The organism is Clostridium sp. (assembly GCF_050717635.1).
In the GTDB taxonomy this organism is placed as follows: domain Bacteria; phylum Bacillota; class Clostridia; order Clostridiales; family Clostridiaceae; genus Clostridium_AD.
Genome location: NZ_JBOITO010000036.1, coordinates 54,749 through 80,687 on the forward strand (window position 1 = coordinate 54,749; position 25,939 = coordinate 80,687).

21 protein-coding genes are annotated in these 25,939 nt (G+C 30.8%); 8 read left to right on the top strand and 13 right to left on the bottom strand.

Annotated elements, in window-relative coordinates:
• Positions 1–62: 62 nt before the first annotated feature.
• Both ACREWB_RS16445 and ACREWB_RS16450 read left to right on the top strand, forming a co-directional pair.
• Entirely contained in the window at positions 63–956 is an 894-nt protein-coding gene (locus ACREWB_RS16445; protein WP_431548546.1) for an ABC transporter ATP-binding protein, read from the top strand.
• Positions 956–2,209 carry an ABC transporter permease gene (locus ACREWB_RS16450; RefSeq protein WP_431548547.1) on the top strand — a complete coding sequence of 418 codons (1,254 nt, stop codon included), beginning with the start codon at positions 956–958 and terminating at the stop codon, positions 2,207–2,209. The genes ACREWB_RS16445 and ACREWB_RS16450 overlap by 1 nt, the downstream gene beginning before the upstream one ends.
• A gap of 82 nt (positions 2,210–2,291) precedes the next feature.
• Here the strand turns inward: ACREWB_RS16450 and ACREWB_RS16455 are convergent, their stop codons facing one another.
• The 4 genes from ACREWB_RS16455 to ACREWB_RS16470 form a co-directional block, all read right to left on the bottom strand.
• A complete protein-coding gene (locus ACREWB_RS16455; protein WP_431548548.1) occupies positions 2,292–3,272 on the bottom strand; it encodes an N-acetylmuramoyl-L-alanine amidase in 981 nt (326 codons plus the stop codon).
• 277 nt (positions 3,273–3,549) lie between these two features.
• On the bottom strand, positions 3,550–5,058 hold the full coding sequence (locus ACREWB_RS16460; protein WP_431548549.1) for a DUF1846 domain-containing protein: 1,509 nt from the start codon (positions 5,056–5,058) through the stop codon (positions 3,550–3,552).
• A gap of 363 nt (positions 5,059–5,421) precedes the next feature.
• Positions 5,422–5,568: a flavodoxin family protein gene (locus ACREWB_RS16465; protein ID WP_431548550.1), complete on the bottom strand. Its 147-nt coding sequence runs from the start codon at positions 5,566–5,568 to the stop codon at positions 5,422–5,424.
• A gap of 23 nt (positions 5,569–5,591) precedes the next feature.
• Positions 5,592–5,915 (bottom strand): thioredoxin family protein, encoded by a 324-nt coding sequence (locus ACREWB_RS16470; RefSeq protein WP_431548551.1) that lies wholly within the window; start codon positions 5,913–5,915, stop codon positions 5,592–5,594.
• Between the two features lie 212 nt (positions 5,916–6,127).
• On the opposite strand from ACREWB_RS16470, the gene ACREWB_RS16475 reads away from it, so the two are divergent.
• Complete coding sequence (locus ACREWB_RS16475; protein WP_431548552.1) at positions 6,128–6,319, top strand: hypothetical protein; 192 nt, start codon at positions 6,128–6,130, stop codon at positions 6,317–6,319.
• A gap of 60 nt (positions 6,320–6,379) precedes the next feature.
• Here ACREWB_RS16475 and ACREWB_RS16480 read toward each other — a convergent pair whose 3' ends face one another.
• Both ACREWB_RS16480 and ACREWB_RS16485 read right to left on the bottom strand, forming a co-directional pair.
• Entirely contained in the window at positions 6,380–7,276 is an 897-nt protein-coding gene (locus tag ACREWB_RS16480) for a GNAT family N-acetyltransferase (RefSeq protein ID WP_431548553.1), read from the bottom strand.
• A 19-nt stretch (positions 7,277–7,295) separates the two neighbouring features.
• Positions 7,296–7,952 carry a hypothetical protein gene (locus ACREWB_RS16485; protein ID WP_431548554.1) on the bottom strand — a complete coding sequence of 219 codons (657 nt, stop codon included), beginning with the start codon at positions 7,950–7,952 and terminating at the stop codon, positions 7,296–7,298.
• Between the two features lie 241 nt (positions 7,953–8,193).
• Here ACREWB_RS16485 and ACREWB_RS16490 point away from each other — a divergent pair, with 241 nt between their 5' ends.
• The 4 genes from ACREWB_RS16490 (at position 8,194) to ACREWB_RS16505 (ending at position 14,159) form a co-directional block, all read left to right on the top strand.
• The gene (locus ACREWB_RS16490; RefSeq protein ID WP_431548555.1) at positions 8,194–8,895 is read left to right on the top strand and encodes an ABC transporter ATP-binding protein; all 702 of its coding nucleotides are present in this window, start codon (positions 8,194–8,196) and stop codon (positions 8,893–8,895) included.
• Positions 8,892–10,457 (top strand): putative ABC exporter domain-containing protein, encoded by a 1,566-nt coding sequence (locus ACREWB_RS16495; protein ID WP_431548556.1) that lies wholly within the window; start codon positions 8,892–8,894, stop codon positions 10,455–10,457. The genes ACREWB_RS16490 and ACREWB_RS16495 overlap by 4 nt, the downstream gene beginning before the upstream one ends.
• Positions 10,458–10,504: 47 nt before the next feature.
• A complete protein-coding gene (locus tag ACREWB_RS16500; protein WP_431548557.1) occupies positions 10,505–12,592 on the top strand; it encodes a helix-turn-helix domain-containing protein in 2,088 nt (695 codons plus the stop codon).
• 148 nt (positions 12,593–12,740) lie between these two features.
• The gene (locus ACREWB_RS16505) at positions 12,741–14,159 is read left to right on the top strand and encodes an MATE family efflux transporter (RefSeq protein WP_431548558.1); all 1,419 of its coding nucleotides are present in this window, start codon (positions 12,741–12,743) and stop codon (positions 14,157–14,159) included.
• Here the strand turns inward: ACREWB_RS16505 and ACREWB_RS16510 are convergent.
• The 4 genes from ACREWB_RS16510 to ACREWB_RS16525 form a co-directional block, all read right to left on the bottom strand.
• On the bottom strand, positions 14,156–14,806 hold the full coding sequence (locus tag ACREWB_RS16510) for a Type 1 glutamine amidotransferase-like domain-containing protein (RefSeq protein ID WP_431548559.1): 651 nt from the start codon (positions 14,804–14,806) through the stop codon (positions 14,156–14,158). The two genes, ACREWB_RS16505 and ACREWB_RS16510, sit on opposite strands and share 4 nt — an antisense overlap.
• A 522-nt stretch (positions 14,807–15,328) precedes the next feature.
• Positions 15,329–15,532 (bottom strand): DUF6465 family protein, encoded by a 204-nt coding sequence (locus tag ACREWB_RS16515; protein WP_431548560.1) that lies wholly within the window; start codon positions 15,530–15,532, stop codon positions 15,329–15,331.
• Between the two features lie 183 nt (positions 15,533–15,715).
• Positions 15,716–16,519 (bottom strand): SWIM zinc finger family protein, encoded by an 804-nt coding sequence (locus ACREWB_RS16520; protein WP_431548561.1) that lies wholly within the window; start codon positions 16,517–16,519, stop codon positions 15,716–15,718.
• 33 nt (positions 16,520–16,552) lie between these two features.
• Complete coding sequence (locus ACREWB_RS16525) at positions 16,553–19,639, bottom strand: DEAD/DEAH box helicase (RefSeq protein WP_431548562.1); 3,087 nt, start codon at positions 19,637–19,639, stop codon at positions 16,553–16,555.
• 116 nt (positions 19,640–19,755) lie between these two features.
• Between ACREWB_RS16525 and ACREWB_RS16530 the strand changes: the two genes are divergently transcribed.
• On the top strand, positions 19,756–20,661 hold the full coding sequence (locus ACREWB_RS16530; RefSeq protein WP_431548563.1) for a chemotaxis protein: 906 nt from the start codon (positions 19,756–19,758) through the stop codon (positions 20,659–20,661).
• A 56-nt stretch (positions 20,662–20,717) separates the two neighbouring features.
• Here ACREWB_RS16530 and iadA read toward each other — a convergent pair whose 3' ends face one another.
• From iadA to ACREWB_RS16545, 3 genes are all read right to left on the bottom strand, one after another.
• On the bottom strand, positions 20,718–21,890 hold the full coding sequence (gene iadA / locus ACREWB_RS16535) for a beta-aspartyl-peptidase (protein ID WP_431548564.1): 1,173 nt from the start codon (positions 21,888–21,890) through the stop codon (positions 20,718–20,720).
• Positions 21,891–21,977: 87 nt separating this feature from the next.
• The gene (yfcC, locus tag ACREWB_RS16540) at positions 21,978–23,654 is read right to left on the bottom strand and encodes a putative basic amino acid antiporter YfcC (RefSeq protein ID WP_431548565.1); all 1,677 of its coding nucleotides are present in this window, start codon (positions 23,652–23,654) and stop codon (positions 21,978–21,980) included.
• Positions 23,655–23,856: 202 nt separating this feature from the next.
• Positions 23,857–25,902 carry a sigma 54-interacting transcriptional regulator gene (locus tag ACREWB_RS16545; protein WP_431548566.1) on the bottom strand — a complete coding sequence of 682 codons (2,046 nt, stop codon included), beginning with the start codon at positions 25,900–25,902 and terminating at the stop codon, positions 23,857–23,859.
• Between the last annotated feature and the right edge of the window lie 37 nt (positions 25,903–25,939).

Below are 25,939 nucleotides of genomic sequence, written 5' to 3' on the forward strand. Positions count from 1 at the left end.
TCTTATTATGTTATAATATGTATTGAAGATTGTTTACTCAACTTATGCAAGGGGGAAGAAATATGGCATTATATGTATCATCAATAGTTAAGAATTTCGGTGAAAAAACCGCAGTAGATAATATCTCTTTTAAAATAGAAAAACCAGGTGTATTTGGTTTACTTGGCACAAATGGAGCAGGAAAAACTACTACTATAAGGATGATTTTGGGAATTCTTGAAAAGGATAATGGAACTATCGAATGGAATGGTGGACCTTTCACAAGAGAAAGCGTAAAATTCGGATATTTGCCAGAGGAAAGAGGATTATATCCTAAGGCTAAGATAGTAGACCAGCTTTCATACTTTGGAAAACTTAGAGGTATGGATGGAAAGTCAGTTAAAAAATCCATAAACTATTGGGTTGATAGGCTTAAAGTATCTGAATACTTAAGCTCTACGGCAGAAAAACTATCCAAAGGTAATCAGCAGAAAATCCAATTGATAACAGCACTTTTACACGATCCTGAATTAATTATTCTAGACGAACCTCTAAGTGGTCTTGATCCAGTTAATGCTGATTTGTTCAAAGATATAATATATGAATTAATTGAAAAGAATAAATTTATTATAATGTCTAATCATCAAATGCAAGCTATTGAAGAATATTGCCAAGATCTTATAATATTAAAAAATGGTCAAAGCGTTCTTCATGGTAATTTAAAGGAAATAAAGGCTAGTTATGGAAGAACAAATCTTACTGTAAATTGTAAGCAAGAAATTGGTGATCTTATCAAATATCAAAACTTGAATATCATATCCAAAACTGCCACTGGCTATGAACTTAAAATTAAGTATGATGAGGAAGGCTATGCCCTTCTCCAAAAAATCTTAGCGTCAAAAATCAGGCTTGATAAATTTGAAATCCGTGAACCCTCGCTCCATGAAATATTCATTGAAAAGGTTGGTGAACAATAATGAAAGAATTTCTTACCGTTTTAGGTTATACTTTTAAGGAAAACTCAAAGAAAAAGACATTTATAATTTCAACTGCAATTACACTTATTTTAACTGTTTTGGTAGTTAGTTTACCAGCTATAATAAAAAACTTTGACAATAGTGAAAAAAATAAAACACAAATTTCTGATAATAACAAAGAAGAACCTAAAGGAATTGTATATGTGGTTGATTCTAAGGCTATTTTAAAGGGAAATTTAGATAAACTTGATAAAACCTTTGTAGAATACGAATTCAAGTCTGAGACCTCTGATAATATAGATTTGATTAAAAATAAAATTAAGGAAGACGAAAAAAATGTTCTACTTATCTTTGATGAGAAAAACGGTGTACCTACTTTTGATTATTTAGTTAAACAATCTGGTAGTGGCTTAGATCCCAGTGAAATTAGTAGCCTTATAAAAAACATTTTCGCAACCGACTTATTAACCGAAGCTGATGTATCTGATACTGTATCACAAATGGTACAAAGTGATGTTTCCTATAATGTTAATGAACTAGGAAAAGGGAAAATGAATAGCTATATTTCAAGTATTGTTGTAAGTATGCTATTATTTTTTGCAATCTATTTTTATGGTTATGGAGTAGCAATGTCAGTTGCTTCTGAAAAGACTTCAAGAGTAATGGAGCTTCTTGTAACCTCCACAAAACCATCGAAAATAATACTTGGGAAAAGTGCTGCTATGGGGCTCCTTGGATTAATCCAATTATTCCTGGTGGTCTTTACCGGTTTAATAACCTATAAATTAACTTTCCCTGAAAATTTTAAAATTGCGGATCAAGCAATTAACTTTTCTAGTTTCACCCCTTTTAGCCTTGTGATGATAGTTGTATACTTCATATTAGGCTATTCCCTTTATGCTATGATGAACGCTGTAGCGGGGGCTACTGTTAGTAAAGCAGAAGATGTTAATTCAGCTCTTATGCCTATATCCATGATATCTATAGCAGGATTTTATGCGGGAAGTTTTTCACTTCCCGTACCAAATGGAATTGTATCAATAGTATCATCTATCATTCCTTTCTCATCACCATTTTCAATGCCTGGTAGACTTTTAGCTACAGAAGTTCCTGCTTGGCAAATTGCAGCCTCTCTATTCTCTTTGGTGATAACTTTTGTTTTCATAGCTTGGATTTCTATAAAAATATATTCCTCTGCTATACTTCATTATGGCAACCGTTTGAAATTTAAAGATCTAATAAAACAAAAATAAACCAATGAAACAGGGACAGTTAATAATTTAATTATTAACTGTCCCTTCATTTTCAGTGAAATTTATTATCTATTTACTAGAATTATATTATTAACTTATCCCAAGTCATATTTCCAACTATTCCATCTCTTTTTAAACCATTTTTGTTTTGATAGATAATCACTGAATTTCTAGTAACATTTCCGAATATTCCATCCACAACTATGCCGAGTTTACTCTGCAAAAATCTTACTGCAATTCCTATTGAACCTACTTTTAGAAGTGGTTTTGAAAGCACAGAATTTATCGCACTTAAAGTATTTGTTCCAGCAATTCCATCAACGGCTAGTCCTAAAACCGATTGACAAACTTTTATAGCAAATATACTGTTAGTACCTATAATTCCATCTTCGCTTAACTTCAAACCATTTTCACCTTTAAACCCCAGTCTATTTATAGATTTTTGTAAAGAAACATTATTATTATTATTATTATTATTATTATTATTATTATTACCACCAACAACTACTTGATTAAACGTTAATCCTAAATACGAAAATATTCCTTTCACAATTGAGAGTGCTATTTTTTCTTGAAAGTTATAATTTAATAATGCATCTTCCTCTACAGCATTAGAAATAAATGCAGTTTCAACTAAAATAGCTGGCATATAAGTCAACCTCAAAACTCCGAAATTCGCCGTCTTAGTCCCACGATTTGCTAATCTGGTAGCCTTAACAAGTTCTTCCTGCACAAATTTAGATAATTTTGCTCCTTTAGAACTTACAGGATGAGAAAATGTCTCCACTCCATTAGCGCCTTTATCTACAGCAGAATTGCAATGGATAGCTATGAAAGTATCACATTTGTTGTTATTTGCTATTGTTGCTCTCTGTGCTAAAGTTAGATATTTATCTGTAGTTCTAGTATATATTACCTTTTGTCCATGCTCAACTAAAATCACACCTACAATTTTAGCAATAGCTAGAACAATATCAGCTTCACGAGAACGCTTACCCACTGCTCCTGGATCACTACCACCATGTCCAGGGTCCAAGCAGTGTGTATATATTTTACTTACCATTAATATTTCACTCCTTATATAAAAATTTTTGGTTTTAAATTTATACTAAATTTATTTTCTCATTTCTATTATTCACATAATTTTTAATCTAAATTTCAATAAATAACTAACATATATTATTTATTCAATATAATATATGTTGTACTAAAAAGAAACGTTATCGTTTATAATAATTTGCACTTGACTTACTATACGAAATATGGACAGTTAATAAATTAAAAAATTTATTAACTGTCCATATTCAACTTGCCACTTGTGACACGTATGTCACCATCCTTTAATTATTATAGTAAAGGCTTTCTGTTGCGTATTCTGCATCAGAAGTTATATCTATACCAAGTTTTCTAAAAGTTTGCTCATCAGCTGTACTTATAATTGTAGTTGAATGAGCTTGACATCCATTTAGCATTGTAAGTTTATCCATAGCTACCTGAGCTGTAGGATTTGTAACTGCACATATACTAAGTGCAATCAACACGTTTTCACAGTCTAAAGCTGGTTTTTTACTAGCTAAAATTTTCGACTTTAAGTTTATAATAGGTTCTAGTATAACTGGAGATATAAGATGAATATCATCAGCTATATTAGCAAAATATTTAACAGCATTCAAAATTATAGCGGCTGTTGCATCCATTATATCTGAACTTTTACTAGTTAATATTGTACCATCCACAAGCTCTAGTGCAAGAGCTGGACAAGCTTCACCTTTAATGGAACATTGCTTTAAATTGGCCGAACGTTCTCTTGCAGGAATAACAACTTTTCTATCTTCTTGCTTTAGGTTAAGCTCTTCCATAAGTAGCTTTACTCTTTCAAAAGTTTCTTTATTTATGTACCCTTTTTTATATTCACAACCTGTTTTAAAATACCTTCTTATTACCTCTTGTCTAGATGCTTCTTTGATAACCTCATCATCTATGATTCCAAAGCCTACTCTATTAACTCCCATATCCGTTGGGGATTTATAAATAGCTTCTTCTCCAGTTATCCTTTCTATAATTCGTCTAAGTACAGGAAATGATTCAATATCACGATTATAGTTTACAGATATCTTATTATAAGCATCAAAGTGGAAAGAATCCAACATATTTACATCATTGAGATCTGCCGTTGCAGCTTCATAGGCAATATTTAGTGGATGTTTTAGTGGAATATTCCATACTGGGAATGTTTCAAATTTCGAATAACCTGCCGCGCGACCTTGCTTATGTTCATGATAAAGTTGACTAAGGCAAGTACCTAACTTCCCACTTCCTGGTCCTGGTGCTGTTACAACAACAATAGATTTTGTGGTTTCAATAAACGGATTTTTACCATATCCCTCATCGCTTACAATTGTATCAACATCTGATGGATATCCCGTAGTTGCTCTGTGTTTATATACTTTAATGCCCCTGCGTTCAAGCTTATTAATAAAAATTGTAGTTGCTGGTTGGCCTTCATATCTTGTGATTACAACACTATTTACATCTAGATCATAAGCACGCAAATCATCAATCAACCTCAAAACATCCACATCATAAGTGATACCAAAGTCTCCTCTTATTTTGTTTCTTTCAATATCTCCGGCAAATACACAAATAATAACCTCAACTTTTTCTTTTAATTTATGTAATAACTTAATTTTGGCATTTTCATCAAAGCCTGGTAAAACTCTTTTTGCATGAAGATCGTTAAAAAGTTTACCACCAAATTCTAAGTATAGCTTATCATAATCATTAACTCTTTCTAAAATAAATTTTGATTGTTCTTCTAGATATTTCTTCTGATCAAACCCTATTTTCATTTTTACTCCTCACTTACAACATTATTTTTTAAATATATCATAACCAATATATTGCATATGTACTATAAATAATTTGCTTTTACAACTTTATATTATCACACATATTCACTATAAAGTAAACCTAATGTTATGGCAATTGATACAAAAATAATTGAGGTCAATACTGATATAATTCTAAATAATAAACTTATGTTGCTTTATAATAAGTAAAGAAAAAACCTATAAATATTATTTTATAGGTTCTTTCTTTTATTAATAAATTCATTCTTAGATATTATAATTAAATCTCCCATAAGTGTCCCAAAGAAAGCAATAAACGTATATATAAAACACCGAATTAGGGAAATATTGTCATATTATCAATTAAAAACACATTTTTAGTTTTTTCTTTGTTTCTTCCCTCAACCTAATGGTTTTTTCTAGTTTTTCCCCTGCTCTTTGTACTTGCTGCACTAAATACGCTGTGTTGCCGTTTTTTCTTCTGCTGCCCACTATTCCAAGTACATTCATTATATTGCCTCCATAATATATTTTTAAAACAAAATATTATAATATCTATCTATATTTGTCTCTAACATTTGCACACTAATAAATCTGGCCTCACGAATAATCTCTTTGCCTTCAATATATAAAAGAATTCCCGGTAGTGTAAATATCGAATATTGCCCTGCCGCCTCAGTAAACTTATCAACTGCAATTTTACGTATCTCAATTTTAGGAAATTTAATTAGCATTTCCTCAATTTTAGGCAACAACCCAACACAAACGTTACAGCCTTTAGAAGTAAAATAAAGCATTGCTATAGTATTTTCCTTTATAAAATCATCCATTTCCTCCAAAGCATTTAACTCTATCATTTTTAACCCCCTTTGGTGCCACCCACGTGGCAAGTGGCATGTTTAAAAATTATTATACACTATATCTTCTCTTAATTCCATCTCAATACCCTTTTGAATTTGCTTTAAAATTTTGTTTAAATATTGACAAATCTAGTATTATTAAATCAGGATATAAATCATTTAAAATCAAATAATAATTATAAGAATAAACTACAAGGAGATGTTGTAAGATGGAAAATATACCTTATGACGGTTTTATGCAAAAAGAATTATTAGTTAAAGATCAACTAATTAATGCTTCTAATAATGATGAAACTACAACTCATTGCAGCCATTCTTGTCCTAAGTGCGGCGTAGGTCAATGTGAACTAACAGAAGGACATCCTGGTGTTCATAAGTGCACTGAAGGACATACCTGGTAACAAAAAATTGAGATGCCACGTGGCAAGTGGCACCTCACCCAAAATTAAAGGAATTACTCGTTAAGATACAAGATAATAATCCATTACTGAGATTTCTTCAAATCCACATGATTCATAAAGTTCAATTGCGATTTTATTTTCTGTGCCAACTTCAAGAAAGATATTTTTTATGTTTTTTTCCTTTAATATACTGAGCGCAGAACATAAAATTTCTCGTCCATAACCCCTACCTCTAAATTTTGGAAGTACTCCAACTCCATAAATAAATCCCTCACCTTTGGTTATGCAAATGTGAATTTTACCTATAATTTCGCCCTTTACTTCCGCCATATAACTGTTAAAATTATCATCTATTTCTATTGATGGGTTTTCCTTATCCTCTTTAATATCGGCTTCTTGTTCTGCTTCGCCAAAATAAATAGAACTTTGCCTATTAATTTCATCCGCATCTACATTAGTTGCCAGTCTAAGTTTAGTAGCGAAGTCATCCGTTACTTCCAAAGTTTTTTTATTTAAACACATTTTGTACTCTGAAAAGCCATATTCCGCCCTAATGTCATCAATAAAAGCTAACCCTGAAATAGACGTGTGGTCACATAGTATTAACACCTCTGAAGGCTCTATGTTTTTCCACTCTTCTTTAGCAAGCAAATATAATTTTTTAAAAATTCCTTTTCTTCGGAATTTAGGATGCACCATTCCACTTATCTCTACTGATGTTCCATGAAAATTACATAACCCTAAATAACCTACTAATATTTCATTTTCATAGTAGAGGAACTCTTTCATGATTTTATCTTTTATAGAATCTTTCAAATGACGCATTTTATAATCAAGTTCTAATTTCAAATTATATTTTTGCTCATCATAGCAGATAGTTTCTAGATTTTTAATATTTTCACAATCTCCTTCAGTTAGCTCTAACTTCATAGAAATTGTATGCTTATAATTATCCATCTTTCCCCTCCTAGTTTAATCAAACTCTTTTGTTAATCCTATCCCTATGTATAATTTTCCATAAATGTTTAAGTGTATGAACTATCTCATAGAGAAAACCCGTTTTGCAAAAGAAAATTTCATCTTCTTTTGTTTTTGCCTTCTGTCTCATAGGGTATTCACTTAGGTTTCCGGAATAATAAATAAATCTTTTCATAGTATCACAAATACCTGTTGGAGTTATTGCATAAGGTTCAATCTGTGTGAGATTTATCCCTCCATGTCTTAAGGCTTCCATAACAAATTCGGTGCATATATATGTCTTATACATAGCATGCTTTTTATTGGAAATAAGTCCAATGGCTTGAAGAATATTGTAGTAGTAAACCTCATCATCATTATATGTATCATATATAAATTTACTTATGTTTTCGTATTGCAATGTTGTTACAGGTATACGATATATATTAATAGGCACATCATCCTTAAGACCTATAGTAAGGGTAAATACACTTTCTCTAATTATACCTCCCACAAGGGGGTTGCTAACTGACAGTCTACTAAAGGAATACATTTGGCTTAAATTTTCATTTAAACTTATTGATGCATGGTTATATTTCCCTTTTATAACCTTTCTAATCATTTTCCCCACATAACTTGGTGTCCTTGAAATAACAACATAAACATACTTTTCCATTTTTTTCTCCTTGCTGTCACCTAAATATAATTCAAGCGAAATTTATTTTTAAGTCTTATTTTTTGAAAGAAAAAATATAAGTAACTATATTATAACATTTACCTTGTTTTTATATCATACTATCTGTTTTTATTTTGAACGTGCATTGCCCTAGCTAACTATTCTAATATAAATAAAGGAATTAATGACAAAACACAGAATATAACCTTATATGTTCAATTCTAAAAAATGGAGGGTTACTATGATAAATGTAAGAAATGTAACAAAGAGATATGATAAAACTACTGCTGTAAACGATATTAGCTTCTATGTTAATGATGGTGAAATTGCCGTGCTACTGGGACCTAATGGTGCTGGTAAAACCACTTCAATAAAATGCATAGCAGGACTTTTAAAATACGAAGGTGAAATTGACATTTGTGGGTATATTAATAAAAGTTTAGATGCAAAAAAACTTTTTGGTTTTGTACCTGAAACACCAGCAATGTACGATATGCTTACAGTCTACGAACATCTTGAGTTTATAGCTGGAGCGTATAAGATAAAGGATTATAAAGAGAAGGCTGAAGCTCTACTTGAAAGATTTGAATTATCTGATAAAAGGGATAAGTTAGGTAAAGAACTTTCAAAGGGAATGCAGCAGAAGGTAAGTATATGTTGTGCACTTTTAATTAATCCTAAAGTAATACTTTTTGATGAACCCATGGTAGGACTTGACCCAAAAGCAATAAAAGAACTAAGTAATGTATTTTTAGAATTAAAGGAGACAGGGTGCTCAGTGGTTATAAGTACTCATATTATTAATAGCGTGGAGGGTCTATGGGATAGAGCACTTATAATGCAAGAAGGATCTATCATAATGTCAAGGACAAAACAAGAGCTGCTCGCTACCAATGAATCTCTAGAGGAAATTTTCTTCCATGTTACGGAGGGAATAAAATGAAGCCACTTTTTTATATATTTAGAAAAACACTAAAAAATCATATTTTGCAGCTTAAGAAGAAACCCGGCATATTAATACTCTATTTACTTATATCGGTATTTTTTATTTTTATAATAGTTGCATCATTTATTATGCCTGTACGCAGTTCTGTAAATGGAAATGTTGATACATATGGAGCCATCGCAACTGCAGCAATTCTGATGGTTGTATGGTATGGAGTTAAAAATGGAATTGATAACGGGAGTAGCTTTTTTAGGCTGTCAGATGTAAATTTAGTTTTCACAGCACCCCTATCACCAAAACGGGTCTTGATTTATGGATTTATTAAGCAACTCTATACTTCATTATTCCTTGTTATGTTCTTATTATTCCAGATCCCAAATGCAAAGAATTTTTTTCCTATAACTGGGCCTGGTATTAGTATAATTCTTTTAGTTTCATTTTTCCTTGTTTTTACTATGTCAATATTAGGTTTGTTAACTTATTCCATAACATCTAAATCAAATAAAACAAGAAATATGGCTAAAAAAATATTAAATATAGTAACTGCTATTTTTGGTATTGCTTTTTTATCTAAGATATACATATACAAAGATTTTTCAAAGGCAGCTGTTAGTTTTTTAAATAATAGTTTCTTTATATATATTCCGTTTATAGGTTGGTTAAAGTCTATTTTAATGGCGGCAGTTAATGGTATAACTTATTCATTTTTCATCCATATGCTGCTTTGCATAATCTTTATTATTTCTATGATTTATGCATTATACAAACTAAACACAGATTATTATGAAGATGTTCTTGCCGCAACGGACAAGAAAGAAGAAATGTATGCAATGAAAAAATCCGGAAAAGGTAATATAAATTACGGGAGAAAAAAATTCAGAAAAATCAAATCTGGGAACATGGGTAATGGTTCTAGTGCGATTTTTTACAGACACCTTCTTGAATACAAAAAGTCTGGAATTCCTTTTATAGATAAAATGACTTTAATAATGGTAGGTGTGGGACTCGGTTCACGTTACATTGTTCCAGGCGGAAGTATAAACACAGTTTTATATTTTTCAATATATATGTTATTTTTCTTTACCTTACAAGGGAAATGGGCTCAGGAACTTTCAAAGCAGTTTATATTTTTAATTCCCTATTCCTCTTTGTCCAAATTATTTTATTCCACATTAGCAGATTTAATTAAATATACCATTGATGGCCTTGTTCTATTCGTTGTATCTGGAATTGTATTTAAAAGTAGTCCACTAATCTCAATATTATGTGGTATTACCTATGCTTCCTTTGGTGCAATATATACTTATGGAGATGTGCTTTCAAGAAGATTTTTAGGATCCGTACATTCAAAAACTCTTGGAATGTTTATAAAAATGGGAATAACATTATTAGTAATATTACCAGGAATTATTATTCATGTAGCTTTGTTAATCCATTCTGGTGATAATTCTTCTGCACAGTATGTATCCTATATAGTATTAATTTGTTATAATATTATAGCATCATTTTTAATAATGCTCCTAAGCAAGGGTGTGTTTGACAAATTAGAGATGGATTAAATTGGATGCCACTTGCCACGTGGGTGGCACCAAAGGGGTTTTTTAAAATGAGAAAAGAATATATAAGTTACCTGAACGATTTACCTATAAGTGTATCCTTAGAGAGTATAAATGACTATCCCATACATTGGCACAATTCTTTGGAAATAATTTTTGTGCTAAAGGGTTCTATTAATGTACTTATAGAATCAGGGAACTATGAATCTCATGAAAATGAAATTGAGATTATAAATCCAGATGAAGCCCATAAAATCTATTCAAAGGAAGAAAATAAAGTTTTAATTTTTCACATAGATCCTACATTCTTTGAAAAATATTATAATGATATAGAAAATATTTATTTTTATACAAACTCTGGCGAAGAGGGCTCACAACAAGAAGAAAAATATGATATTCTGAGAAAATACTTGTCTGTTTTAGCCTGTGAGGTAATACAAAAAAGTGAAAACTTTGATGACCAGATAGAGTCTATTTTAATAAAGTTACTATTTCATTTAATAAACAATTTTCATTATCTCACTTATGATGAGAAAGGACTAAAGGTGAATGGATTACAATTTGAAAGGTATCAAAGAATTAGCAGGTACATCTATAACAATTACATGAACAAAATTAGTTTGCAGGATATAGCTAAGGAGGAATATTTAAGTTCTTATTATTTATCTCACCAAATAAAAGATATGTCTGGAACAAATTTTAGTGAATTATTAAACAAAGTAAGGGTAGACGAGTCTATTAAATTACTATTAGATACAGATAAAACCATAACAGATATTTCAGAGGATGTTGGTTTTTCTCATTCTAGATATTATAATAAGAGTTTTAAAGAATACTGTAAGTGCACACCACTCCAATACAGAAAAAAATATCATATTTCAGAGAATAAATTTAATAGTTTTAAAAATTTTCAAACATATGATTTGACTGAATCGCTACAATACTTATCTTATTATTTAGAGGACTATGATAGGTTCAACTATACTAATAAAATTATAAAGCTTCAGACAGATTTTTTATTAGAAGGCAACCCCTTAGAACATATATGGAAAGAAAAAATAAATTTAGGCGATGCAAAAGAACTTATTAAAGCAAGGGAACAGGAATATTTAAGATCTATTCAAGATACTATAGGCTTTAAAAATGGTATAGTTCAAAACTTATTTGGGAAAGAAATGAAAATATATTTCAATGATAATGTAAGCTTTTTAAATTGGGATGAGGTTGACAAGCTATTAGAATTTTTAATGGATATATCCCTTGAACCATTAATTATTTTAAACCAGACTTTTGATGATAAGAACTCTTTCATAAAACTTTTAGAAAGCTTTATACTATATTTTGCTGACATATATGGAATTGAGGTAGTTAAGGATTGGAAATTCCAAGCCTCAAAGGATTTATCTTTCGAGTATATAGACATTACACGGGAAATCTTCAAGAAATATGAATTGAATAATTTAATAGAAGACCCTTTTAATGTTAATAAGGATATAAATGCTATTTATGATTCCTCTTATATGCTTCCATATATTATTCATAATTTTATTAACAGTAATGATAAGCTACTGGCTGTAAAGGCTTTTGATACAGTAGAAGAAAATTCAATTTTAAACAACGAATTATTTTTCGGTTCACCTGGACTTCTTACCTTAAATGGTATAAAGAAATCTTCCTATTATGCTTATTATTTATTATCAAAGCTAGGAAATGAGATTATAGACAAGGGTGATGGATACATTATCACAAGACGAGATGAGGATATACAGGTCCTACTTTATAGTTATAGTAGTGAGATTAATAACCTAATTAATCTAGAGGATTTATCTAAAGGTAAAGGCAGTAAAAATATTACTGAGATAAAAATATCCTTAACCCTTAAAAATTTAATTCACGACTATAAGGTTATTAAATATGAAGTTTCTGAGAAAATCGGATCAGCTTACGATATATGGCTGTGTATGGGTAAGCCTAAAAGACTTAGTTTTGACGAATGGAAAATTTTAAATAAAATTTCCTCTCCTAATATTTCCTTATCTTATGCTAAAAAAACTGCAGTGTATAATGACATATTAAAAATTGAAGGCTATGGTTCTACTTTGATAGTTCTTCAAAAAGTACAAAAACACCTATTTTAAGGTGTTTTTTTGTTATTAGAACAAATTTCAAACACACTGATTAGCAATTTTGTGCTTCTTATCTAGCAACTATGTGAATGTTAATCTACTGTGAATAGCTTACAATAATACTGTAGTAATAATAATTTCTTAAGGAGAAGTGGATTTCATGACAATGAGTAGCATGGCAGAAAGCAATAAAATGTTTGGGGAAGAAAAAATTGGGAAACTACTATTAAAATTTTCCGTACCCGCAATAATTTCATTAATGGTAGCCGAAATGTACAACACAGTTGATACTGTATTTGTGGGGCAAGCAATAGGAGCTAATGCTATTGGTGCTTTAACCATAGTCTTTCCAATACAAAGATTATTTCTAGCCATATCTATGCTTATAGCTATCGGAGCTTCTACCGCAGTTGCAAGAAGTTGTGGTAAAGAAGATTATGAGAATTTAAAAATTATAATACCTAATGCTATAGTTCTAATGCTTATAATAATATCTGTATTTTCTATTGGTATTTTTGTTTTTAAAGATTCAATTATATATAGTTTGGGTGCAACGAAAAATATATTTCCTCTTGCAAAAGAATATATGGGTATCATACTAATAGGTGTAATGTTTCAATCCTTTTCAGTAATTGCGTCTTATATTATGACGGCTTTTGGAAATACTAAAATAGTTTTATTAAGTACTTCTATTGGAGCAATTTGTAATGTAATTATAGATTATTATCTAATAAATATACTCTCTTATGGTATGAGCGGAGCTGCTATATCAACAGTACTTTCTCAAATAATAGCTTTTACTTATGTTTTATATGAATTTATGAAATTAGTGAAAGGCTTGAAACTTCCACTTAAACTAACTCTTAATAAATCAGTATCAATTGGAATAATATTTGTTGGGTTTTCAACCTTTATCATAGAGATATCAGACGCAGTGGTAGCTGTTATATTAAACAATCTACTAGCCTCCTATGGAGGGGATTTAGCCATTATAACTTTTGGACTAATTACAAGAGTTTCAATGTTTTTATTTATGACAGTACTTGGTATAAGTGCAGCTATGCAACCTATAGCTGCCTATAATTTTGGTGCTGGAAATTTCAAGAGGTTAAAAGAAGTTGTTAAAATGTCAATAATTTCAGTATCTATAAGTTCTACTTTATTATGGGCAATATTTATGATTTTTTCAAAACAACTTATAAGCTTATTTATAAATGATGTTGTTATTATTGAGGAGGCATCAAAGGCTTTTAGAATAGTTATAGCTGTGTTCCCTTGCCTAGGAATATACTATTTAGCAATATACTATTGCCAAGCTATAAATAGAGTTAAAACTTCCTTCAAACTATCTATTTACAGACAGATAATTATATTTATCCCACTAGCATATGTACTTATGGGTGGTTTAGATATGGGAGTACTTGGCGCATGGCTTGCTTATCCAATATCTGATATAATATCCTTCGTTACAGCTGCTGTATTTATTAAATATACTTATACTTCATTAGAAATACTCGAGAGACACCAAATTGTAAAATATAGAACCCATAACTCTAGACTTGCTCATAACAGTATTTAGACTTTACTTATTTCACCCTCTTTTATAATTTTAATGTCTCCATAAAAATGCAATTTATTATTCATTGCAATTATTCCATCACCATCATTGCATGTATAAATTGTATTTCCTGTAGTTTTAGAATATTCCTTTAGCTCTTCTAAATAGTGACTGTCAATATTCCAATGTGGCATAAAATCAAAATCAACTAGATCTAAAGATGATAAATCTGATAACCCAACGATATCCTCATCACCAAACTTAGCAGTTGATATATCTTTTGACATCATAATTGCACCTGCACTTAGCCCTATAATGTGACCTCCATTTGAAGCATACCTTCTAAGTCTAGTTATGAAATATCTTTTCTTTAGATTGTTCAAAAAATAATAAGTATTACCACCTGATAAATATATTATTTCCGCTTTAAATATCTGCTCTATTTTATCTATATTACAAAAATCATCTATATCAAAGTATTCAAATTGGAAATTTCCATATTCACTTAGCTTATCTTCTGCTCTTTTAAAATATTTTAGTCCAACATCAGTCATTGAAGGTATATAACTGACGGTATACTTTTTATCTAAAAATATTTCTCTGATTTTTATTTTTAAATTAACATTGTCTTTTTCAGTAAAATCACTGAGCAGAATTAATGCTCCCATATAATTATCATCTCACTTTCATATTACTCTATAGGTTTCCCTGTATCATACTTATTAAAGTAATAATAACATTCTTTATTATATTCTATAAGACTAATTTGTTTACCGTTATAAATAATTATTGTCCACTTTCAATTTATATGTTGTACCCTTTAATTAAATTACAAAAAAACTCCACGAAATCACTTTAGAAGTGACTCCGTAGAGGTATCTACGTGTAGGAAAATCCCCTATACCGCTAACAATTTATTAGGTACACTCACCGTATATGTTATATATTATATTATATTCAATATATTGTCAAGTTTCACTTGTTCGGCAAATTTTTTATCTCTTGCATTACTAATTATTATTATCAGTTACCAGTCGATTTAAATCATTACCTAATGATTCCATTTCCTCTACAGATATAACTATACTTTCCATATTCGAATTTTGGTATTCCATAGATGCTGTTATCTCTTCTGCTACAACGGAAACAAAAAAGAACCTAAAATTAAATTTTAAGCTCTTTTATAATAATTATGCAATTAATTCAAATTTACCTGAAACTGTTTCGTTAACTACGTAGTAGCATTTATTCTCTTCAATCTTCACATATATCTCCATTGATTTTATATCCTTTTGAAGATTTCCACTTTCCCTCCATATTTCTTTAACCTTTTGCTCTAACTCTCCAAGTATAATTTCTTTTCCAGAAAATTGTATAATTCTTTTAGCTTTCATAATAATAATTTCCCCCTAAGTTTATTTTTTTATAAAATATAATATTATTCCTTATTAATACATTTGTGTGCTATTATAACATATAATTCGATTTTTGACCATACCCATAATATTTTCACTTAATTTAAGGTTAGATAAATCTAAATACCATGTTCAACTTGCCACTTGCCACGTGGGTGGCACCTACAGATATTTTCTAGTCTCTTCTTCAGTTTTAGTATATGCTGTACTCATTTTATATTCAAACTTATCCTCAGACCTGCAAAAATCTGGGACCCCTAATGTTTTTATAATTCCATGTACAACTTCAGGCGACACATAAGAAAATGTCATATTTAATACTTCTTCGTCTATTCCATTAAAATTTTCAAATTCTTTTCGTAAATCTTCAATAGTTTTTTTTGATTTAAGTAGCCGTTTTGCTCTTCTTTTAATTTTTTCGCCTTCGCCACAACTTCTTAGGATTCTTAGGGTTTTCAGAAATTCAATCTTGTCCATTCCCCTCAGCTTTAATATCACAAAGGGGTCTCTATCAAATTCAAGTCCAAGCATATAATGAACTGCTGCTATATGCTTACATGGATTTGCTGTATCCTTACATGAACACTGAGTTATTAAATGTATTTGCTTTTTAGGAAAAAGAGAAACTCCAGCTTCCTTAAAAGCTTCTTCTATATTTTCAGGCATTTCTCCATTTAAAATCATAGCACAAAATATAGCCTTTTGTGCCATGACTTTCATGATTTTTTCCCACTGCTCTTTTGTAAAAATATCAATCTCCATATTAACCTCATAGGGGTCCACGCTATTACCTTGAACTTCGGCATGGATTTCTCCCTTTGATACTTCTATACTCAGTACATTGCCTGCTCTTGCATATTCTCGTCCTCTGTCAATTCTAGAGCTTATGGTAAAGCTTGAAATTGCACTATTCCATTTTTTAGACCACCAATTACTACCAAATTCATTTCTTATTCTTACAGCCACAGTATACCTCCTTCCTAAAAAAATTACGCATAATCACTCAACTACATTTTCTTTTTCTAATTTAAATAATTCTCTAATCTCCGTGTTACTCATTTCGGATATCCAGTTTTCATTTGTGGAAACTATACTCTCTGCAAGTGCCTGTTTCCGTTCTAGCATCTCATCTATTTTTTCCTCTAGAGTCCCCATACATATAAATTTATGCACATGAACATTCTTAACTTGACCTATTCTAAAGGCTCTATCTGTTGCTTGATTTTCTACAGCGGGATTCCACCATCTATCATAATGAAACACATGATTTGCTTTTGTAAGGTTTAATCCAAGCCCTCCAGCCTTAAGTGATAATATAAAGACCATAGGCTCGTCACCTTCGTCTTGAAAAATACTAATCAACTCTTCTCTTTTCTTTCTACTTGTTCCTCCATGTAAAAATAGTGTTTTTACACCTAATTTTTTCTCTATCTCTTTCGTAAGTATGTGTCCCATTTCTGCAAACTGAGTAAACACTAATGACTTATCCCCTTCTGACACAACAACTTCTAACATCTCTAAAAGGCTGTCAAGTTTTCCAGAGCGACCTTCAATTTCACTGTCATCTTTCAAAAACTGTGCAGGATGGTTACAAATTTGCTTGAACTTGGTTAAGGAAGAAATTATAAGTCCTCTACGCTGAATACCTTCTGAATTATCGATTTTATTCAGACAATCCTTCACTACTGCTCCATATAAAGTAGCTTGTTCCTTTGTTAGTGGAGTATATTCTTTCGTCTCTATCTTTTCTGGTAAATCTTTTATAATATTTGTATCAGTTTTAAGTCTTCTTAATAAAAATGGTGTAATTATTTTCTTTAGTTTAACACTCTTTTTAGAATCGCCATCTCTCTCTATAGGCACTGCAAATTCACTTCTAAATGTTGACCAATTATATAGATATCCACAATTTAAAAAGTCCATAATGGACCACAAATCTGATAGTCTATTTTCAACTGGAGTTCCTGTAAGTGCAATCTTATATTCAGCTTTTAATGTTTTTATACATCTAGTTTGTTTAGATGAACTATTTTTAATATTCTGAGCTTCATCTAATATAATTCCCGCCCACTTTTCTTTTTGAAATAACTCCTTATCTCTTACTATTAGAGCATATGTTGTAATGATAACTTCATTTTTGCCAACTTCCTTGCTAAACGTTTCGTAAGTCCACCTATTATTTCCGTGGTGAATTGATGATTTAAGACCTGGTGCAAACTTTTCAATTTCTTTTTCCCAATTTCCCACAACTGAAGTTGGACATATTATAAGTGTAGGTTTGTCTGTTAACCCCTTTTCCCTCTCATAGAGCAAAAGACATATGCTTTGAACAGTTTTTCCAAGTCCCATATCATCAGCAAGTAAGGCTCCTATACCATAACTTCTGAGAAATGTTAACCAATAATAGCCTCTTTTTTGATATTCGCGAAGAACGCCTCTAAATCCTATTGGAATATCCACTTGTTCTAAATTATCCAAATTAAATAATTTTTGAAAAAAGTTTTCTACAGCTTCTTGATTATCTATTTTTTCAACACTAACCCCTGGAATTATTTCTTCATCACTTAAGTTAATTCTTAATAATTCTGAAACAGGTATCTTCCCACTGTATCCTTTGTTTATTTTCATCTTGGCCAATTTTTTAATTTGATGTATATCAACTTCTACCCACTGACCTCTAAATTGGATGAATGGCACCTTTAGATTTGAAATATTTTCAAATTCACTCTCACTTATCTCATTTCCATCTAATGCCAGTTTCCAATCATATTCAAGAATAGTGTCCATATTAAATGTACTTTTTGCTGCTATATTATTATTTGTGTTTACATTTTTTTCTTTAAGTCTAACAGAAATCTTTGAAGGTTTTTTCCACCAAGCTGGTGCTATAATTCCAAAACCTTTTTCCTTTAAAAAATAAGCAGATTCCCTTAAAAATGAATAAGCTTCATCCATAGATAATTTACATTCTACCGGTGCTATGTCATAAAGACTCCTTTGTATAGGGATAAATACTTTTGACGCAACAGCTAAATCCTCTAGAAGTCTTTCTTGAGGATTATTAAATTTCTTATTTAAATAAGTGATAGTATCCACAGATTCTTCAAAAATCATTTTTGCTGGAAGCATAAGGCTTAGATCATCCTTTGCTTGAAGTAAATATTCAATTGTCCAAATCTCTCCTCTTGTAGGAGGCACTACCTTAAAACAAGTACGAAATTTGAAATTAGTATTTTTTATTTTTATAGGTTCTATCCACTTCTTATACTGGTTTAGCATTTTAATCTGTTCACTTTTATCCACAGGTATCTCAGGTGATTCTGAGAAAAGAGAATAAATCCAAGTGCTACCTAAGTTACTAACACCATGCACTAAATGTTCACTATCATTATTTATTTCACTAGAACTCCCTCTCACCATACTATCAATTATAGAATCCATAAAATTACTTACCAGTTTAGTACTATTTGTGTATATAAATTTATCATTTTCTAAGGGAAAATACGCCTTACACTCTGTAGGCATATTACTACATAAAACCTTCTTTTTAGAGATATATTCAGGATCGCTTGTATGCCATCTCCACTGAGAATCCACTTTTTTATGTGCTCTATCAATTGTAAGTGAAGGCAAATATTTATGCTTTATAATTAGTTCTGCTGTAAACTTTGCCACTGTAACCCAAAACACTAATTCACGAGACAACTCTACTCCCTCTATACATTTTCTATCTATATTTAAAAGAATATGGAATGCATCTAAATTATTAAACGTAATGCCTCTAATTTCTCTCTTATAAAGCTGCTTTTCTATTGAATCATATTTATGTTTCCCAAATTTCATTTCTGGAACAGAACTATTTATTTTGCTACGAAGTTCTAAAATCGAAACCATGTCTTCATAAAATGGAAGTGCATTTTTAGGTTTTCTACCTCTTCTTGTACACTTAGTCTCTCCATATAGTCCCCATAATATAAATGTGTGCTTACCTTCTATAGTTTTTATCCATCCGCCATTTATTATCAATTTTTCTTCACCCTCTATTAATGCTAGTAACGTTTTAATACATATTATATAGTTTACCATATTTAGCAGAAATATTTCGCTTTATATTCACATTTAAAAGTAAAGTTATTATAATTATATCCGAAATATAATATATATATAATTTTTTTATATCCATTCGAAAGCGAGGGAAAAATATGAATAATAATATACTATTAGAATCTGGAACCGGTGAAGTTGAAATACTTGAGTTTATAATAAACCAAAAACATTATGCAATTAATATTATTAAAGTTAAAGAGGTAATAAATACAACTAATCTTACGAAACTCCCTGATTCGCACCCTGCTATAGCAGGGCTTACACTATGTAGAGATAAAATAATAACTTTAGTAGACTTAAAATACATTTTAGAAAAACAACATAAAGTTGAAATCGAATCAACAATTATTCTTTGTGAATTCAATAAAATTCAAGTAGCCTTTAGTATTGATAGTATTGTAGGCGTAAAGCGTATTAAATGGGATAAAATAACTAAGCCTGACGACATTTCTATAAATTCACTAGTTATTGGTAATATTGTTATAAATGATAAAATAATATTACTTCTAGACTTTGAAAAAATAGTTACTGATATCAGCCCTTCTACAGGGATTACCGAGGATAAAATTAATGATATAGCCTACAAAGATAGATCAAATATTAAACTTGTTTTAGCTGATGATTCTCCATTAATTAGAAGATTATTAAAGGACACTCTTACAAAAGCAGGATTTAATAACCTAAAGATATTTGATGATGGAAAGCAAGTTTTAGAATATTTACTTGGACTGGTCCAAGAGAAAAACAGTAGCTTTATAGATGATGTTAATGTACTTATAACAGACATTGAAATGCCTCAAATGGATGGCCATACACTAACAAGGAAAATTAAAGAACATAGCATTCTTAAAAAATTGCCTGTCATACTATTCTCCTCATTAATCACAGCTGATTTAAGGCATAAGGGAGAGTCTGTAGGTGCCAATGCACAACTGAGCAAACCTGAAATAGGAGAACTTGTAACCTGCATCGATGAATTCACTGATATTTCTCATAAGTAAAAAGCTTATAAAAGCTGTGAAAATAAATTCACAGCTTTTATAAGTTATAAATTTTATTACTCAAATGTTCCCAGTACCAAAATCTTATTTTCATGAATCATTATTCTACCCTTTGCTATTACAGTATTAATGTTAAAATCATTCTCATTAACCAGAACAATATCTGCATCAAAGCCAACCTTTAACTTTCCTTTTGTTTTTAGTTTTAAGCGTTCTGCTGGATTTGATGTTATTACAGTAATTGCATTCTCTATGCTAATATTTTCATTAATTATAGCATCGCTTACCTCTTTATATAAGGATTCACATTTTCCAACTTTAAGACCTATATAATTTCCATTTTCATCGAAGTCTGGTAGACTTCCCTGTCCATCAGAAGTAAAGGTTATGTTCTTAATATCCACGCCATTATCTAGCATGATTTTTAACCCCGTGCTACATTTAGTTTCTCCTTCTTCAAGGAATTTTTCTGTAGTGCTTGTAGTGAAATCTACATACCCACCTTTTTTTGCATATTCTAAGCCCTTCTGAAATAGTGATGGATTTCTATTCATATGTGTTGGAATAATCTGAGTCAGTGGTATGTCAGTTTCTTTAGCTAACCTATCCATATAATCAAGTTCACTTTTCCCGTCACCCATATGAACATTCACTATCCCTGCTTTTCCAGATAAAATTCCACCTATTCTGGCATCTGATACTAATTGTACAAACTGTTCAAAGGTTGGATGACTAGAACGATGGTCTGAAAGAGCTACTTCTCCAACCCCAATAATTTTATCAATCAAAATTATATCTTCTTGAACATTTTCCATTATTGTCTTAACTGGTATCCTATAAGAACCAGTATATATGAAAGTTGATATTCCTTCCTCTTCAAGCGCTCTTGCCTTTGCAAGTAAAGATCTCATGTTTCTTGAAATTCCATCAGTGCCTAAACATCCCACAACAGTAGTTACGCCTGCAGTTGTTAAGTCCGATAATTTAATTTCTGGAGTTCTTGTTTTGAATCCGCCCTCTCCTCCTCCACCTAAAATATGAACATGCGAATCAATAAAACCTGGGAACACTAATTTTCCAGAGGCTTCTATTACTTTGACGCAAAGCCCACAACTATCTACGTTAATACTATCCTCTATAAGCTCTATTTTATCACCACATATTAAAATATCTTTGTTTCCTATATACTGTGGTGCATATACTTTTCCTCCTTTAATCAAAGTTACCATACTAATTCCCCTTTCATATATGATTATAATAAGTAAAAGGGGGTAATTTACTCCCCTCTTACTTATTATGATTTATTCTTGTAACTTTTACTTAAATCCTATTGCTACCGCTACAAACATTACAATTGATGATAGTATAAATAAGATTCCTTGGAATTTAATTTGGAATTTAGCCCATTTACTCCACTCTAATCTTGCAACACCTAGCACTGCCATGAGGCACCCTGAAGTCGGAACGATTAAATTTGTAAATCCATCACCTAATTGGAAAGCAAGTACTGCAACTTGTTTACTTACACCTACAATATCTGCAAGTGGTGCCATAAGAGGCATAGTTATAGCTGCCTGACCTGACCCTGAAACTACAAAGAAGTTAAATACTGATTGGAATATATACATAAACCAAGCATTAAATCCTGATGATAGACCACCAAGTGTAGAACCCATACCATTAAGAATAGTATTTAGAACAGAGTTATTTACAGGAGATGCATCACCAAGTACTAATATAATACCCTGCGCCATACCTACTACAAGAGCTGCTCCAACTAAATCTTTTGCACCTTCTTTGAAGGAAATTGAAATATCATTTACGCTCATATTGTTAAGCTTAAATATTACAGCAATAATACCTGAAACAAGTCCCATTGTAAAGAATATTGTTGCAATCTCTGGAATGTAGAAACCATATTTACCAACGCCATATACAACCCATATAATCCCCAGTAATATGGTAAGAAGAACTAATTTATGCCCAAATGTAAATTTAACATCCTCAAGATCTTTCCCTTTAAAATCATCTCTATAAAAAGCATCTGACTCGTAAGCTACTGATGACGTTGGATTTTTTCTAATTTTCTTAGCATAAAACCAGGTATATACTATACCTAATGCAGTGAAAAATAGCCATAAGATAAATCTAAATCCTGCGCCAGACAGCACTGGTATACCTGCTATCCCTTGGGCAATAGCCACACTAAATGGATTCATCCAAGACGTTGCAAAACCTATTTGCGTAGCAACGTAAGTAATCATTATACCAACTATTGCATCATACCCCATTGCTATTACAAGCGGCACAATAATCATAGCAAAGGGAATCGCTTCTTCACCCATACCAAATACAGCACCACCTGCTGAAAAGAACGCGAAAATTACTGGTATAAGTATAACTTCTTTACCTTTAGTTTTTCTTATCATAGAAAGAATACCGGCCTCTACAGCACCAGTTTTGAGTATAATTCCAAATGCACCACCAACAACTAAAATAAATGCTATAACGCCAACTGCGCTTCCCCACTTATCGCCTTTTACAATACCTTCAAATAAGTAGTTTAGAAAACCTACATCTCCGCCACTTGCAAATAAGCTAATCCCTTTTCTTTCTCCCTCTGAAACAAATTTACCATATTCCTGAACTACTTTAAATGATAATTTGTCTCCATTTTTTATTTCTACGGCCTTAGCCTTACTCTTACTTATTTCTCCCAGTGGCTCTTCTTTGCCTTCTTCAAGTAATAATGCATCTTCTTCACCTGAGGCATCAATAACATAATTTTTGCTATCAACCGTAAAAGAAACACTCTCTCCATCTGCAACTTCTGCAATCATCTTGTCACTTACATCATAAGCTTTATAATTAACCTCAAACCTACCTAAAGGTAAGATATAAGTTAATAACGCCGCCAGTAAAACAACAAAAAATATAATCACATAGGTATCTGGCATTTTAAAAGACCATTTTTTCTTTTTATTTTGTTCCATTTCAAATCCCCCTTTTATTTTATATATCTTATATTATAGCAATTTTTATGCCAATCCTTATTTCTACAAAATTCAATCAATTACACATTAATAGTTAATTATAATCTAAGTTCTATGGATTATAAGACTTAGATGGTCACCATTAAACACCCACATAGGGTTAATGGTGACCACTTGTAAACTTAGTTTTACTATTTCAATATTAAATCCGATTTAATTTTTCTAATACCATTTTTTCACCTAACTCAGTTAGATAAGTACCTCTTTTGCCTTTTCCTTTTATAATTAAATCCTTTCTTTCTAATCTCTCTAATCGAGTTCTTACCATTGATTCACTCATATTGAAATTACTTTCTTTACTATCTTTTGAAATCATCTTTCTTCCCACAGTTATGTTTTTATTACTCAGTTTATATATATGCATTAGTATATACTCAAGCTCTAAATCTAAATAACCAACATTTACAGGAGACTCATTTAAATTATCATTTTTAGTATCATAATTTTGAAAAAAATTCATATCTGGTAATTCGTTTATGGTTATAATATTACTATTTCTAATTGCAAGCATATAGTTTATGGTATTTCTAAGTTCTCTGACATTTCCATACCAGTTATACTCCTTTAATATTTTAATTACATTACTATCAATTCCAATGTTTTCTGTGCTTTCCATATTTATAAAACACTTTATAAGTGGCTCTATATCTTCTTTTCTATCACGAAGAGGCGGAATTTTTAAGTATCCTACTTTTAATCTGTAGTATAAATCCTTTCTAAACTTCCCCTCTTCCATCATCTTAAATAAATTTTTATTAGTAGCTGCTATAACATCTGCATCTACTGGAATTATGCTGTTACCACCTATCCTCATAACTTCTTTTTCCTGGAGTACCCTAAGTAATCTAGCTTGAACTTTTAATGAAATATCACCTATTTCATCCAAAAAAATAGTTCCACCACTGGCTTGTTCGAAAAGACCAGGTTTGCCACCTTTTCTTGCTCCTGTAAATGCTCCATCTTCATATCCAAATAATTCACTTTCAATAAGCTCCTCAGGAAGTGAGCTAAAGTTTACAGCCAGGAAGGATTCCGTGCTTCTCCTAGAACTTTTGTGGAGCGCACTAGCAAAAAGCTCTTTACCTGTACCGTTTTCCCCTTCAATTAATACCGTTAAATCGGTTTTAGCTAGTTTTCTACCAATATCTTTTGTCTTTTGCATCTTTGGGTTATTTGTTATAATATCATCGAAGGAGTACTTGGCAACAAATCCCTTTATTATAAGATTCTTTTCTTTTCTATGATTTATTGTATCCTGGTATCTTTTAAATACTGCTACAGTATAGTCATTATCATCAATTTTAAATTTATTAATTGATAAATCTGTGCCCTCTAGATTAATTTTCTTTTCATCGAGTTCTCTATTATCCATAAGATATTCTAAAAGATTTTTATTGAATATCACATTTTTAAGTCTTTTGCCTATCAATTTGTTGCTATTTATTTTCAAACTACTTTTTAATTCTTCGTTCAATACATTTATTATTCCATTATTATCATATACAATAAGCCCTTGCTGAAGCCCATCAATAACCTTATTAAGGTGTGAATTCATTTTAATTATTAAGTTATTGTACTTGCCCAATTTTTTAGCTATATTAATTATTTTAAAAAGATAATTTTGAGAAAATACACAAGACTTTTCTTCCAATAAATTTAGTTTAACCAAAATTTTTATTATTGTAGTAGAATCCATTATCCTTGGTCCTATGTTATAAATTTTTTCTATAAAAGATGGCACTTTATCTTTTTCGCCAGGAGTTATAGCAATTTTTACTCCCTTATCAACTGATGATATCCCTGGATAATATGGTATACATTTAATGTGATCAATACCTAATTCTTTGAATATTTCTATGGTTTCATAAGTAGTTTCTTTTGCATCATTTACAAATAATACTTCAGTCTCTTCCGGTATTAAAAATATATCATCAATATTATCATAGCTTATAGTTCTCTTTGCAATGATGATATCACAACTAGTATTTAACAAATTCTTTTCAATTAACTCCTGCCTTACAAGTTCTCCTGAAAGGATTACTAAATCATCCTGGATTATGTGATGAATTTCATCCTCATCTATGGCATAGCTACTTATAGATTGAATTCCTATGTATTCTTCAAGCTGTGCAAGCAGTGCTACTTTTGTATTTTCAGAACCAGCTACTAAACTTATACCCTTAATCATATTTACCCTCCAATATGCAAGACCTTTTATAAAATTA